The organism is Acetobacter sp. UBA5411 (genome assembly GCF_002409645.1).
GTDB lineage: Bacteria > Pseudomonadota > Alphaproteobacteria > Acetobacterales > Acetobacteraceae > Acetobacter.
Genome location: NZ_DHNR01000019.1, coordinates 149,569 through 164,363, shown reverse-complemented (window position 1 = coordinate 164,363; position 14,795 = coordinate 149,569). Strand labels below are relative to the sequence as shown.

Sequence of the window (14,795 nt, the reverse complement as noted above, 5' to 3'; positions counted from 1 at the left end):
TTCTGTGCAGAAAACCATCTCAGGCCTCACCGGGATCATTCGGTTCCCCATCTACGCTCAATTCGTGGGAAAGCGCGTCTCACATGAGTGTGCGCAGCCCCTGTTTACCCCTCTTATCTGATCGAATTTTCGTGAGGTCAGTTCGCCATAAAAGCCAGAACCGCGTTATAAAAGACATAAATAATGAAATGGCCCCCTTCGCTGACGAGAAAAATTGGCCAAATATGACAGAGTGATGTCGCAAGCGAGCACGCCATGTATGACGAGAGAGACTTACAGCACCTTATCGCCGGACGACGCATTCGCGTCGTGGGAGACGTGCATGGTGATCTGGAAGCGTTTCGCCATGCCGCCGCAACGGACCGTTTCATCATCCAGTTGGGCGATCTGGTCGATTACGGCCCTGAGAGCGCCGGCACCCTTCGGTTGATGGCTGACATCATTCACGACCGGAGAGGCCTTTTTCTTCTGGGAAACCACGACCGCAAGCTCGGGCGCGCCCTCATGGGACGAAAACTGCGGCGCGATCCGCCTCTGGAAGCCACGCTTGAACAGGTGAATGACGCTCGTAACGCCGATATCAAGGAAATCCTGCTACCCCTTCTCAGAGAGGCACCGACCTGGCTGCGGCTCGGGCGTAGGATCTTTGTCCATGCCGCTTTCCATACAGGCATGCTGGAAGAACCCGCGCCGTCCGGTCTGGATAATGTCACCTCGCTTCTGTCACGCGCGCTTTTCGGTGAGGTGACGGGCAAAACCCAGCCCGACGGTTATCCGGAGCGGCGACTGAACTGGGTGGACCATATCCCTATGGGACACACTGTTTATTGCGGGCATGACCGTCGTTCCACGGATGGACGTCCTTGGGTCAAGCACGGACGGTCTGGGGGCACAGCCGTTTTTGTTGATACCGGAGCAGGCAAAGGCGGTCATCTGGCGTGGATTGATCTGCCGGATGAAGTCCGCGACATCCCGGACTATCCGCCGCCGTCACCGTTTTTCTGAGTCGTGATTTATCACAAACCTGTCGTCGGGCCGTTGCCCTGCTCTCTCTGCTCACGGCATGATGAGCCATGCGGATTCTCAATCGTTCCCGCCCGCAGCCGCTTCCGGCGTCAGACAGGGCGCGGACACATAATACAACAGGACCAAATGGCGTGACTTCTGCCTCCTCTGACACGACTCCTTCCACCGACAGTATGAGCCGGCAAAACGCCGAACTGGCGGCGCTCCGTCAGAGCATCGACAATATCGATATGGCGCTTGTGGCGATTCTGGCCGAGCGCTTCCGTTGCACACAGGCTGTGGGCGAACTGAAAGCCCGCTATCGGATGCCACCAGCCGATCCGGCGCGCGAGAAACGACAGATCACGCGGCTGAGACAACTGGCCAAGGACGCCAAGCTGGACCCCGACTTCGCCGAGAAATTCCTGAATTTCATCATCAGTGAAGTCATCCGGCATCATGAGGCCATTGCGAAGCAGAAGGACGCAGGCACGGGATCCGTCAGCAATGATTAAGCCGGTCGCCCATCGACTCCTGTTGCTCAGGCATTGCGAAGCCGCTCCTCCCGAAGGTGGCGACATGAGCACGAAGGCCGATCTTGCGCGTCCGCTGACGGATACGGGTCACCGCATGGCTAGACGGCGCGGTGAAAGCATGCGCCGGGCCGGTCTTGTCCCGGATCTGGTGCTGTGTAGCCCGGCCATGCGGACACGCCAGACCTATGCCGGACTTCTCCCGTTCGGAAATAATGCCCGACCCGAAATCCGTATCGAGCCGACTCTGTATCTGGCAGCGCCCGATGAACTGCTCGCACGCCTTCGGGCCACTCCGGATTCGGTGCACACGATTCTGTTGGTCGGGCACAATCCGGGGCTCCCTGCCCTCGCCCGTTATCTGAATGGCGTGGAAGTTGCACTCGAGTCTGATTTTGAACTCGGAACGCTTGCGACCTTCAATGTCGAGGTCGAAGAGCGTGAAACCATTGCCCTTGCATGGAAATCTTTGGGGCCAAAGACAGCGTGGCTTGAATCGTTCTCGCAAAATTGAGCGGAAACAGGCTCTGAACCCCCTGCCTCGCAACAAGGTGACCCCTCCGCAGGGTTCCGATTTCTCTCGCGATCAGGGACATTCACCGGGTTGCCACCGCCTTGAGGCGCGTGGCCAGATCGTTTCAGAAGTAGCGCCATAGAGCGCGTCGGAGGAAGCTGTGACGGGTACAACTGCCAGCATCAAAATCGGAGACAAATCGGCTGAACTGCCGGTTCTCAAGGGCACTCTGGGACCGGATGTCGTCGATATTCGTCGTCTGACCCATGATACGGGCGTTTTCACGTTCGACCCTGGTTATGGCGAGACAGCCTCTTGCGAAAGCAAGGTTACCTTCATTGACGGTGACAAGGGCATCCTGCTGCATCGGGGCTATCCGATCGAGCAGCTCGCCGAGCACGCATCCTACCCGGAAGTGGTTTATCTGCTTCTCAACGGGGAGCTGCCCAACAAGGAGCAGTATGCTTCCTTCGTGAACACGCTCACGAATCATACGCTGCTGCATGAGCAGATTCGCAACTTCTTCAACGGTTACCGCCGTGACGCCCATCCAATGGCGATCCTGTGCGGCACCGTCGGCGCGCTGTCCGCTTTCTATCCGGACGCCAACGACATTTCCAAAAAGGAAAGCCGTGACCTTTCGGCCATGCGTCTGATCGCCAAGATCCCGACGATTGCCGCCTGGGCCTACAAATACACGGTTGGCGAGCCGTTCGTTTACCCGCGTAACGACCTGAACTACGCCGAGAACTTCCTCTCGATGATGTTCGCTCGTCCGTCCGAGCCTTACAAGGTGAATCCGGTTCTGGCGCGCGCCATGAACCGTATCCTCATCCTGCATGCCGATCACGAGCAGAACGCTTCGACCTCTACAGTGCGTCTGGCCGGTTCGACAGGCGCCAATCCGTTCGCCTGTATCGCAGCTGGCATCGCGGCTCTGTGGGGACCTGCTCACGGTGGCGCCAATGAAGCCGTGCTGAAAATGCTGGCCAGCATTGGTTCCAAGGACAATATCCCCGACTTCATCTCCAAGGTGAAAGACAAGAACAGCGGCGTAAAGCTCATGGGCTTCGGACATCGCGTCTACAAGAATTTCGACCCCCGTGCGAAGATCATGCAGGCAACCTGTCACGAGGTGCTGTCGGAACTCGGCATCAAGGACGATCCGGAACTCGATCTGGCTGTCGAGCTGGAAAAGATCGCTCTCAGCGACGACTATTTCGTGCAGCGCAAGCTTTACCCGAATGTCGATTTCTATTCCGGCATCATCCTGAAGGCGATGGGCATTCCTACTAGCATGTTCACCGTGCTGTTCGCGGTCGCCCGCACTACAGGCTGGATCAGTCAGTGGAAAGAAATGATCGAAGAGCCGGGACAGCGTATCAGCCGTCCGCGTCAGCTCTATACGGGTTATGCAGAACGTAATTTCGTCGATCTTGATAAGCGATAAGCGCGGCTAAATTTCCGCCTGTCAAAGAAGGGAGACAACCGTAAAAGGTGGTTCTCCCTTCTTTTATGAACGACGACGTCAGAAGTGAAAAACGCCCCTCCTCTGCCTTGAGATGGTCAGTCCCTTTTTCACATTGATTTCAACAGGATGGAATCAAAGGGGTTTTGCCCTTTGCAGGATTCAGGACACAGCCCCTGAATCATAGTGGCGTGATAAAACTTACGCGCCAGCCAGAATGGAATATCGCCACTCTGGCCCGTCAAAAATGCCGGGTTGCAATCATAGAGCGCTCAAAAAAAAGCGCTTACTTTACGGCGCAGTCACAGCCTTTGGTCGGCTCATTGCTCTTCTTGACGACGTGATGATCAATCCACTCAGACACCAGACGCCTCGCCTCATTCAGGGAAGATTCCGGATGATGGATGCGATAGAGAGTCGTGCAGGCATTAAACGCAGAGACATCGTTTGTCCCCACCTGTTTCAGTTCCTGATAAGCCGTGATCACAGCCCTTTCGCAGTTTCTCGCTATCCGACTGCTATCGACCACTTTGTTTATCCTTAGAATTGATAATCATTTGCAACTACGTGATTATATCTTATGCACCTTGCCTCCGCAAGGAAATGGCTTCTCTTCCGGCATCACGTTTAACTCACGTTATGTATCAGTCGCTTCAGAGCCGCGACCCCACTCTCCCTCGTCATTCACTTTGATGACTGAGTCAAAATAAATTCTGACAATAAAAATCCCAGATCTGAAGGTGACGGTGTTTGAATTCCAGCCGTCTGCCCCGTCTCGCCTTGTTTCTCTTTGCCGCTATATTATGCAACGCGCAGGTCACGCCGGAGAAAAAGCAGTGTCAGACTATATTCCTGTTTCTGAAGAGGAAAAATCGTCAAGATTTCATGCAGCGCAGGAACTTATGGAAGACGGCGATTACGAAGAAGCATGTGATATATTTGAAAATCTGGCGAAAAGCTTTCCTGATGATCGCGGGATCTGGTGGCAATATCTTTCCGCGTTACAGCATGCCCGTCAGACGGAAAAAGCTGATGAATGTATAGAGTGGTGTTACAAAACATTCCCGGATGATTTGGGCTTTACACTGTCCTGGACGCGCACCTTCGACGCTCGTGCTGACTGGGATGAATGTATCCGACGACGAAACGTCGTATTAAAGCAGCATGATCCACGGGGAGATCTATGCTATCTCCCCGTTATAATTGAAATTTTCCTTCCTCTCGTTGAGAAGAAGGATTTCGGCGCCATCAGGGCGTTCCTCGCCAGATACTGGGATGTGCTGACACGATTTAACCAATGTGGCGCAGCACTCTATTTCGCGCTTGAGACAATTGGCGATTTTGAACGTCAACTTGAGCTGTGTGATATCTTTCTTGAACGCTGCGATCCGAACGATCCGGTTCTTGATGGCATCAATTACGCCAATCTTCGTGTCATCGTTGAGTCAGCTCTCTGGAACCGAAAAATAGTTTCCCGTCCGGGGAGCAAGACGCAGATCCTGTCTTTCGGTCAGAACTGCCTTCCCTATTCGATGGCAAATCGGTGGGGGCTCCTCAAATATATCGGCAATCCCGACGCTATAACGATTTTTGATCTGGGTGCTTTCGGAAAAAACTCAGCCGCAGAAGCTCTGCTCAGTGACTTTGAGAGTTTTCGAAATCTGGACAACTATTATGAAAGTCAGGACCCTGCAGGTGCTCCCCGGATGATGCACAGACCAAGCGGTGTTCATTTTGGTCACGAACGCGGTCGCACGCTCATTGGCGCTGACCACAAGGCATTCTTTTCTCTGATCAACAAGAAAATCGATGCTTTTCAAAGTATGTGGAGCAAAGGCCACAGCCTGCTTGTCTATGCCATAACGGGCGAGTGTGATCTTGCTGAATTTGTCCCCAGCATGGAACAGATCCTTGCACAGAACGCCTCACGGCTCCTTATTCTGAACTGCAATCGTCCCGTTCAGGAATGTCCTGAATCCGACCACGTCACCTATTTCCATATCCCGTTTCCATTCGATTACAGCTGGAACGAGATCAACAATTTTACAAAAGATATCGGACTTGCCTTCGACACCCGCATAACCGCGGCCATCAAAAATGAAATCGACAGGATGGACAGAGAACAAGGCATCCTAATCTGACATCATAGCCGGATTATCAGGTCCTATTGCCTTGAAAGCGCAGAAACTACTCTCTGACCAACAGCATAAAAAAAGGCTTCAGAGCAGTTCACTCTGAAGCCCCTGTTCGTTTCAAAAACCTTTATTCGGAAACTGCTGTCACATAGGTTTCCAGCGGCGCTGTGACGTCTGCGAGATTCAGCACCCACACATCATCACCCTCACGCACGAAGCCGAGACGCTCATAGAGATCAGCCACAACGCTGTTTTTGGCCGTCGCCTTGAAGCGCCCCACGATCCGCCGGATGTTTCTCTCCTGAGCAATCCGGATCAGTTCATTCATGATGAACTGCTCGAAGGTACGAGAGAACACGCGGCAGCTCATCGTCCATTCGACGATATCGAGATCATCATTCTGCTTCTGGGCAATCAGAACGGACACCAGACCATGATCGCCGAACTTGTCCTTCAGGGAGCAGGCCAGAACAACATTGCCGTCATCCGCCATGAAACCACGGACTGTCTGCTCATCGAACCGCTGTGTCAGCAGATTGAACTGATTGGTTTTCTGCCCCAGCTGGACCACACGCTCAATCTGTCCTTCCGAAGGACGAACGGCCTGTCCGAGCATCTCCAGGCTACGGAGATAGGACGGCAGATCAGACGCATCACCCTGCTCGGCAAGCGCCGCTGCCCGCATGGCATAGGCCTGCGTCCGGGCGAAATCATCACGGCTGTATTTCTGGAACTGGAACCAGTAGCCCTGTTCGACCTGCGCGATGAAATCGGCTGGATCACCATCGAGATGCACGGTTCCGATCTGAGGCAGTTCCTGCTGGACAAGTGTGCATTCCGCCGGATTGTCATCGACGAACACAAGTGCATCAAGACCGATATTCAGTTGCTTGGCGATCTTGCGCAAACCGCTAGCCTTATCGCCCCATGAGGCTTCAAAAGCGGCGAAATCACTGACCTTGAGAATACTTCCCGGCTTGTCAAAACCGGTCTTGGCAATGTCAGGATTGTTCTTGCTGCACACGGCCAGAATGATGCCTCGATCGGCCAGCAGTTTCACATAGCTCTGGAAGGCTGCGTAAGCCTCGGATACAGCGTCGCCGCTGCCGATCTTGATGCCGTCCACGCCGTCATCACCGATCACACCACCCCAGAGGGTGTTGTCGAGATCGAGGACAAGAGCCTTTTTCGCTGTGTTCAGGGCTCCACGCAGCGCCGAGCGGAATAACGGCACATAGGCAGGCAGAGCGCTGTTTTCGATCGGAAGCTTGGCGCTGTACCAGCTTCTGGGCGCAAACGCGGCAGCATTTCCATATTCCAGCGCAAACTGACCGAAATCGATGATCTGCACACCGAAAGTCTCGGCAGACCATAGTCTTCTGAGAAGGAGCTGAAGCTGATTGGTATAGGATGCCGGCAGATACTGTTCGGCAACACCGGTCAGACGGAACTGCGGCGGTGGCGGAAAGTGGTGGATGATCTTCGCGCCACAATTCTGGCTGATACGCCGCCACATCGACAGGATTTCATTCGCCTTCTTGTCGATGATTGCAGAGACGTCTTCCTCGCTGGTGCTGGCCGGAATATCCGCCACCAGACTGCGCCAGTCCGAGACAATGACCGCAATATCCGGCTTGATGCTGTAGAATTCGGAGGCCGGATTCAACACATCCTGCATGAACGAGCCATACAGTGACTGACTGATATGCGGGCGGATGTTCTCCTGAACACAGCCGATGGCGATGGCCCGCGCCAGCATGTCCGTGGTTGTCGTGCCCATGATATGGACCTTGAGCTCACGGAAGCTGTCTGCCTCCCCAAACGGCCATGCCCCTGCGACAATGCGCGTGCCGGTGGACAGAATGTCACCGAGACCGGGGATGATTTTTGCAGAAAGAGGCAAATCAGACACAAACAACTCCTAATGCTGGACAGGCTCAGATGCTGATCAGCCGACTTTTTCGGTCACCAGCTTTTCAAGTGCTGCAAAACTTTTGGTCTGACCGATGAGGTCCAGCCCAAGCTTGATGCCGAATTCTTCTTCCGCGAGCGTGAAGAGTGACAGTGTCGCCAGAGAGTCCCAGGCTTCCGTATTGTCCATTGTTGCTTCGGGGATTTCTTCAGCACTTTTTCCCGGCAGAATGGTATTGAACACGCGAACGAGCCGCTTGCGAATACGCTCAGGGGTCATGGCCATCTAAAACTCTCCATACTCTCATTCTGTTACTGACAGCGTAGCGCCAGTGTACGACTATCGTCTTGGCAGTATCTTACACCTAAATGTGCGGATTCAAAGATACCCGCTCCTGCCCTGACCTCTCAGACCAATGTGCAATGACCTGATTTAAGGCAGAACATATTTCCTGTTTGATAATTATTTACTATCATCTCCCTGATTTTAGTCATTGGTTTTCGTTCAAGAATTATGGAAACGGCTGTGTGATGGGATACGACCATGCTGAGTAATATTTCTGATTTTCTGGTAGAGTGGTGGCGTGCGATGTTTTCGCTATCATAGAAAACGTAATATGATGCCTGCTTATTGGTGATTAAGAACTCGATTATGAAACTTTTAGAACCTTTTGACCATCCAGACCTGCCTGATCATGAGTATTCATGGAAAATAGAATGGCTATTTATGATTTATGAGAAGATGAATACGGCCTTGGAAAAAGAAGAAAGGGAATTAGAAGAAGCATTAAAGGATATATCCCAAAGGATTGAATTAGCGGGAGATGAATACGAAGCCTACGGAAGACTTAGTTCGCAAGAAGCGGAATACACAGAAAACATTAATCTGTGCATTGATACGAGAACCACCACCAACAATACAACCGTAATTAATTTCTTCCATTTCTGGGAGAAACATTGGTTCAATGTGATTAAAGGTGCCGAACTAAAGCACGATGCCACTGATAAAGAGATAAAGGACTTCAACTATAAGGATTTCGAAACATTCAAAGGAATTAAGAAGCGCATAGAAAAATACAGACCGATTGATGAAAAAGTCTCTCTGGTGAATAATATTGTTAATGTCTTAAAGCACGCAAACAGACGAAAAATAAGGAAATTACAAAAAGAAAGACCAGACCTGTTTCCGATTTCAAATGACGAAAATAAAATCAATATGGATTTCCTTACCGATATCGCAGGCGCTGATGCTCTTTGCCTAAAACCCGCACACGTAAAAGAGGTGTTCATTATCCTTGCACAAGCCGGACCAGATTCCTCAATCTTTTATGCAAGGAACAAAGACGTGAAGCCTACAGATACCTATCCATAATAAACAATATCGCCTTACTCTCTTTCATTCTTTTTATTTATCATTCCAATGCAATAAATAAGAATAAAGACTTCATCAGGACAGGTGTAAGCGCCGGATGAAGTCTTTATTCTACGTCGTCAGTCATTCAATCCAAGAGCCTTGAGAACACGATGGTTGGGATTCGACGATCCCGACATGGGCAGCTTGGCCAGTTCAGGTTGCAGCATTGCCGCGTGAGGCAGCAGTTCGCGCATATCTTCTGTCAGCTTTGCGGCGTCAGTCTGACTGTGAATAACATGCGGCGTAATCAGCACCAGCAGCTCCGTCCGGGAACGTGAATTGGTCTGGTCTCCCGCCAGAGCGCCCAGAAGTGGGATGTCCTTGACCCACGGCATACCCTGATTTCCTGTCTGACGGTTATCCGTGATCATGCCGGCAAGACCAACCGTCTGTCCGTCAGCGATCTCGACGCGGGATTTCACCTGACGTTCCGAAAAGGTCGGACTGTTGATGGAGCCGCTACCGGTGGTTGTCGTCGAAGACGAGACCTGACTGACCTGCTGCGACACATCCAATGTCACCAGATCACCATTACTGACGTGAGGTGTGATCTGGAGAATAACGCCGGTCGGCTGATAATTGATGGAGTTCGTGATTGTTGAATTGGAGGTCAGCACGCCTGTGGTGGAGCCGGTCAGATACGGCACCAGATCACCCACCATCAATGAAGCGGACTGGTTGTCCATAACCATCAGCTCCGGTGAGGACAGAACCTGAACCTTGGTGATTCCCTGAAGAAGATTGATGACGAAAGGCGCACCTCCCTGACTGCTACCACCCAACACAAAGCCGGGGAATGAACTGCTCAACTGGGAGGAGGTCAGTGTTGACGTGCCAAGACTCTGGGTGGCGCTACTCAGAATACCGTTCACACCGCCGGATTTGAAAAAGAACTGCGTTCCGTATTTCAAATTATCATTCAGCGTGACTTCCGCCACCGTGGCGTCGATCCGGACCTGCAAAGGAATGATGTCGATCTTGTGCAGCATGGCGATCACATCGCCGGTTTCTTCCGGTGTGCCGTAAACAAGTATCGAATTATTCTGCAAATCAGGAATGATTTTCACAGTCTCACGGGAGCTTTCGCCACTCCCCTGATTACCAAGACCGCCAAGCAGAGGATTGTTGGAAATGCCGTCATCCTGCTGCTGGGAGGACTGGCTACCGCCGCTTCCTGACATGCCGTCACCCTGCCCGCTGGAGCCATTGCTGCTCCCGGATGACAGTCCTCCCAGTCCCTGCTGCTGACTACTATCCCCCATGGAAGAGCCGACGCCCGAGCTACTACCACCAGACATGCCATTCTGGCTCATCGCGTTGCCCATCTGACCAACCGACGCATTCTGCGTTGTCGGTCGAGCCGTCACATGGCTTGGAGTAAATGCCTGCTGCAGGACGTAGGCCACGTCATTCGCACGCTCATTCTGGAGATAATAAACATTCCAGACGCGTGCCGTTTTGTACCGTCGCGCCTCAACCAGACGATAGAGTCTCTGTATGTCAGCAATCTGTCGCTCTGTGTGTGCTACGACGAGGACACTGTCGATACGCGACATTGGCACGATCTGGAGCTGCCCTGACAGTGCGCCATTCTTTCCGGCGTCGAGCGCTGTCTGCAAAGCGTGTGACAGTTCCTGTGCGTTTCCCGATATTGATGGGAGAAGCGCATAGGACATGCCAGACAGAATGTCTGTATCAAAACTTCTGACGAGATCAGCAAGGGCCTGACGACTGGCTGGATCGCCGCTGACGATGATCACGTTCGAACCGGTGGAGGCGGCAATATGCCCTCCATTCTGTTCGAATGGTTTCAGTACCTTGGCCAGATTTTCCGCAGATGTGTATTTCAGCGCAATCGCGATCTGCCCCTGTTCAGCGCCTCCGCCCGGCCCGCCGCCAGACCGGCCTCCAGCAAGAGGAACGACACGATACAGACCATTATCCTGCACGACTGTCGCGCCAGAACCGGCAAGGATATCTTTCAGCACAGGAAGCAGTTGATCGCGTCTGATCGGATGCGTCACCCGTAATGTGACGGTGCCCTGCACACCGGGATCAATCGTATAATTGACACCCATCAGGTCACCAAGGATCTGATCAACCGCAGCCCTGACATCCGTTCCCGCGAAGTTAAGGGTAATGTCACCCCCCTCACCCTGCCCGGTTGACACCAGCCCGCTCGAAGAATGACGGCCATAAGATGCCAGCGCTTTTGAGCCTGTCGCGACGCTGATCTGACCGTTTGTCCGTTCCGGCGCATTCATCGATACGACAGCGCCCGGCAAAGGCGTAACGACCGGCTCATTTTCCTGACACCCTGCCAGCGACAGCAACGAAAGCATTCCAACTGCCAGTGACAAGCCCTGCTGATTTTTCATGAATATTCCCGGGTCGTCTGAACCAGACAGCGATTGAAAAAATACAGATATCCCATGTGCCCTGACCTGCACTCCCTGTTTCTCAAGACATTCAATGAAGGACACCGTTCTTTCTGGAGATGCGTGGCCAATTCAGGGAAATTTCCGCAGTTGTCATCCGGTCTTTTGTCGCGGGTTTAGACAAAAAAGGCGTCACTCTCGCCATTTCAAAAATCACCTGATCATAACGCACAAAATCAGAAACCATAAAAAAGGCAAACTCCATTTCACGAAGGAACAGAAATAAAGATCGGGACACTTTTCTTTCTGCTTCCTGAGAAAATCCTTGATAATATCGGGACAGACCTACGTTCGGAACAGCATATGCAGCCCAACATTCCCAAACAGAAAATCCCTTTCATATCAAAGAAATATGAAAACATCCGGCATACAGCACTGAATGCACGCAAGGCATGCCACCTCTGAATACCGCTTCATTCAGAGGGTCACTCGATATCAAACAGATTGCAGCAGCCGCCTTATCCCTTAATGGTTTCGCCATATTTGCCGTTGATATCCATTTTGCAATTTTAGACCAGAGCCAAACCCGCCAATTGGCAATTGTCAGGCGCAAATACATCAAAATTTAACAAAACTCGGGACACAAAAAACGGGACAAGCCAGTGGCCTGCCCCGTCCATCTGCTGATCCCATAACATCCAGCAGTCGCATTATCCGCATAATGAGGTGTGCGCTCTCCTGCGCCACTAATCACTGCGCTGACCGCATCGGCCGTTCCCCCAGACCGGCAAGTTTATGGACCGACATCTGGGTGAGGAGTGTCGAATACAGCTGCGAACAGACTACTAAAATCCCCTCACCAAGCGCTGCTAATTACATCAATACTTTCCGGCACACTCAAAAAAGAAATACCTTCAATAATTATATTTCAAATTTGTCTCTGATATATTTTGCAGCACGCCCGGACTCATCAAGCGGCTCCCGGGGCCACGGAGAAAAGTCGCTGTCAAATATCCGGACATTCTCTCGTTCCAGAAGCGCACGAGCCAGACTGTTGTATGCGCCAAAGCGACCGGGAATGTGCCCCAGAAACACTGGAAGAACGCTCGCAGTAGCCTCAATCAGCGCGGATACACGGGTTCCGTAGATGAGCACGGCATCCGCACAGGCGGTAAATCCCAATCCGGGATTATCGTCAGGTTCACCATGACGCCAGATCAGCTTGATGCATGAGCCTAGCCCTTCCGCAAAAGCATTCGCAAAGGCTGGAGAAACCCCTTCGCCGATTGTGACCATTACGGAGCCTCCGAACAGCCTCATACTCAGCTCGATCTGCCGAGCTGCCAGCATGGCGTCGGAAACAGAATCACTCCATCCGGCCTCAAGTCGCACAGCAACTCTTGGTCGCGGCAAATGCTCCAGTCTTTCCCGCCAGAGCCGTTCGGCGCGCTCATAAAGAGCCGGAGACACAACGCTCAACGGTCCCAGAACAGGAAAGACGCGGCCGTTCTTCCCTTCCGGCACATGCCAGGACGAGAGAATCACCTCATCAAAAACGCGACTTCCTGCCAGAGCCATCGATCGGCTGCTACAACAATGGACAACAGGCACCTTCAGTTTCTTGCGTAAGGAAAGACCTGCCATCCCGGCAGAAAACCCTGCTGTCAGGATAAGGCCCGGCGGAGCGGAATCATTCTCTACAAAAGACGCATCTCTCAGACGTCTGAAAGAGCATCCAAGGCGACCGGCAAGAGCATGCGCCGGTCCACACCCTCCCGGCTGAGCCGATTCAATCACCCATACAGGCACGGGCGACGGCTCCAGAACGTCCGTCATGGAACCAGCCGAGACCAGTCCACCGTGCCAGTCAGTGGGTTTTCAACCGTGAGTGATGGATTTTCCGCCTGTGTGCAGCTATGCCACGTCGACGCAGGCGAATGCGCGCGATGGGAAAGGGACATGAAGCACATGATCGGACAGGAATCGGTTCTCGGCAATGATGCCTCTGCGTGGGACCGGGATGCAGCCCTTACAACCGCCCGGCTTCTTCTGGAGATCAAGGCGGTCAACTTTCGCCCTGAAGATCCCTATACACTGACATCCGGCTGGAAGTCGCCCGTCTATATCGACTGCCGCCGCATCATCTTCTTTCCCCGTGCCCGGGCGAAAATCATGGAGCTCGGTGTCGAGAAAATCGGCCGTCACGTGGGATATGAAAGCATCGACGCCGTAGTCGGCGGTGAAACGGCAGGCATTCCTTTCGCGGCATGGTTCGCCGACCGCATGATGACGCCGATGGCCTATATCCGCAAAAAGCCCAAAGGATTTGGCCGCAACGCCCAGATCGAAGGCGATGTGCCGGAAGGCATGCGTACTCTTCTTGTTGAAGACCTGACGACCGACGGCGCGTCAAAAATCGGTTTCGCCAAGGCTCTGCGCAATGCGGGCGCGATTGTCGATCATACGTTCGTGGTGTTCTTCTACGGCGTGTTCCCCGGCGCGCATAAGACGCTCTCGGAAATGGGCATCACCCTGCACTCCCTCTGCACATGGTGGGATGTGCTGGAAGCCTGCGCCGAGCGTCCATATTTCTCGGAAGGCGCTGCTGCTGAGGTGCGTCGTTTCCTTGAAGACCCCTGCGCATGGTCCGCCAAACATGGCGGCGTCGGCAGTCTTGAGGAAGCTCTGGCCCTGAAAACGGCCCGCGATTCCTGACAGTAACGCGCGAATGTAATGAACGTGCCGGTTTCCACGTCAGATCAGCCAGTAACCGGAGAGGGTTTTACCCCCTCTCCGGCCAGAGGCCGTATTCTGGCGTTTGATTCCGGTATTGGCGGACTTGGCATTGTCGCGGCGTTACGTCGCCGTCTACCTGACGTCCACATAAGCTACATCGCAGACACCGCCCTGTTTCCTTATGGAGAGCAGGAAGATGCAGCGCTCTGCGCGCATATCGTGGCTCTCCTGAAAGACGCGATCGACATCTGCAAACCCGATGTCGTTGTCGTTGCCTGCAATACAGCCAGCACGCTGGCGCTCGGTGCGCTACGAGAAGCTTGCCCAGAGACTCCGTTTGTCGGGTGTGTTCCAGCCATTCGCTGGGCTGCCCGCATCAGCCGAAGCCGCGTCATCGGGTTACTCGCTACCCGGGCAACCGTGCGCCGTCCGTATGTAGATGCACTTCGTCAGCAATTTGCTCCCGATTGCACACTCATTGCTCACGGTGCGCGTCACCTGGCTGATTACGCCGAGGAAGCCTTCAGAGGAAAACCTCCCGCCCCGCATTTGATCGAGCGAGAAGTCGCCGGCTTGTTCGGGCAACCGGATGGAGACCGCATTGATGCCGTCGCATTGGGCTGCACACATTACACATTTCTGTATGAAGCCCTGCGTGCAGCCTCACCCAAGCATGTTGCCTGGCTTGATCCGGCAGATGC

Annotated in this window: 14 protein-coding genes; 8 read left to right on the top strand and 6 right to left on the bottom strand. The window is 53.2% G+C overall.

Annotated elements, in window-relative coordinates; all coding sequences use genetic code 11:
• Positions 1–255 precede the first annotated feature (255 nt).
• The 4 genes from B3759_RS05910 to gltA all read left to right on the top strand — a co-directional run bounded on the left by B3759_RS05910 (position 256) and on the right by gltA (position 3,502).
• Positions 256–1,005 carry a metallophosphoesterase gene (locus tag B3759_RS05910; RefSeq protein ID WP_291364601.1) on the top strand — a complete coding sequence of 250 codons (750 nt, stop codon included), beginning with the start codon at positions 256–258 and terminating at the stop codon, positions 1,003–1,005.
• A 194-nt stretch (positions 1,006–1,199) separates the two neighbouring features.
• Positions 1,200–1,520 carry a chorismate mutase gene (locus B3759_RS05905; RefSeq protein ID WP_291364986.1) on the top strand — a complete coding sequence of 107 codons (321 nt, stop codon included), beginning with the start codon at positions 1,200–1,202 and terminating at the stop codon, positions 1,518–1,520.
• Entirely contained in the window at positions 1,513–2,052 is a 540-nt protein-coding gene (locus tag B3759_RS05900) for a SixA phosphatase family protein (RefSeq protein ID WP_291364599.1), read from the top strand. The genes B3759_RS05905 and B3759_RS05900 overlap by 8 nt, the downstream gene beginning before the upstream one ends.
• 160 nt (positions 2,053–2,212) lie before the next feature.
• On the top strand, positions 2,213–3,502 hold the full coding sequence (gltA, locus tag B3759_RS05895) for a citrate synthase (protein WP_291364597.1): 1,290 nt from the start codon (positions 2,213–2,215) through the stop codon (positions 3,500–3,502).
• Positions 3,503–3,806: 304 nt separating this feature from the next.
• Here gltA and B3759_RS05890 read toward each other — a convergent pair whose 3' ends face one another.
• The gene (locus tag B3759_RS05890; RefSeq protein ID WP_010669274.1) at positions 3,807–4,049 is read right to left on the bottom strand and encodes a hypothetical protein; all 243 of its coding nucleotides are present in this window, start codon (positions 4,047–4,049) and stop codon (positions 3,807–3,809) included.
• 211 nt (positions 4,050–4,260) lie between these two features.
• On the opposite strand from B3759_RS05890, the gene B3759_RS05885 reads away from it, so the two are divergent.
• Complete coding sequence (locus B3759_RS05885) at positions 4,261–5,661, top strand: tetratricopeptide repeat protein (protein WP_291364595.1); 1,401 nt, start codon at positions 4,261–4,263, stop codon at positions 5,659–5,661.
• A 121-nt stretch (positions 5,662–5,782) separates the two neighbouring features.
• On the opposite strand, the gene B3759_RS05880 is transcribed toward B3759_RS05885, so the two are convergent.
• Positions 5,783–7,567: an HAD-IIIC family phosphatase gene (locus B3759_RS05880; protein ID WP_291364593.1), complete on the bottom strand. Its 1,785-nt coding sequence runs from the start codon at positions 7,565–7,567 to the stop codon at positions 5,783–5,785.
• 36 nt (positions 7,568–7,603) lie between these two features.
• Positions 7,604–7,852 carry an acyl carrier protein gene (locus tag B3759_RS05875; RefSeq protein WP_010668610.1) on the bottom strand — a complete coding sequence of 83 codons (249 nt, stop codon included), beginning with the start codon at positions 7,850–7,852 and terminating at the stop codon, positions 7,604–7,606.
• A 366-nt stretch (positions 7,853–8,218) separates the two neighbouring features.
• On the opposite strand from B3759_RS05875, the gene B3759_RS05870 reads away from it, so the two are divergent.
• Positions 8,219–8,938, top strand: a complete 720-nt coding sequence (locus B3759_RS05870; protein WP_291364590.1) for a hypothetical protein — start codon at positions 8,219–8,221, stop codon at positions 8,936–8,938.
• Between the two features lie 119 nt (positions 8,939–9,057).
• On the opposite strand, the gene gspD is transcribed toward B3759_RS05870, so the two are convergent.
• The 3 genes from gspD to B3759_RS05855 all read right to left on the bottom strand — a co-directional run bounded on the left by gspD (position 9,058) and on the right by B3759_RS05855 (position 13,194).
• The gene (gene gspD / locus B3759_RS05865; RefSeq protein ID WP_291364588.1) at positions 9,058–11,358 is read right to left on the bottom strand and encodes a type II secretion system secretin GspD; all 2,301 of its coding nucleotides are present in this window, start codon (positions 11,356–11,358) and stop codon (positions 9,058–9,060) included.
• A 91-nt stretch (positions 11,359–11,449) separates the two neighbouring features.
• Entirely contained in the window at positions 11,450–11,656 is a 207-nt protein-coding gene (locus tag B3759_RS05860) for a hypothetical protein (RefSeq protein WP_291364586.1), read from the bottom strand.
• A gap of 623 nt (positions 11,657–12,279) precedes the next feature.
• The gene (locus B3759_RS05855; protein ID WP_291364584.1) at positions 12,280–13,194 is read right to left on the bottom strand and encodes an ELM1/GtrOC1 family putative glycosyltransferase; all 915 of its coding nucleotides are present in this window, start codon (positions 13,192–13,194) and stop codon (positions 12,280–12,282) included.
• Positions 13,195–13,317: 123 nt separating this feature from the next.
• On the opposite strand from B3759_RS05855, the gene B3759_RS05850 reads away from it, so the two are divergent.
• Together B3759_RS05850 and B3759_RS05845 are read left to right on the top strand one after the other, a co-directional pair.
• Positions 13,318–14,073, top strand: a complete 756-nt coding sequence (locus tag B3759_RS05850; protein ID WP_010667976.1) for an orotate phosphoribosyltransferase — start codon at positions 13,318–13,320, stop codon at positions 14,071–14,073.
• Between the two features lie 18 nt (positions 14,074–14,091).
• The coding region (locus B3759_RS05845) for a glutamate racemase (protein ID WP_291364581.1) at positions 14,092–14,795 on the top strand (704 nt) is incomplete at its 3' end.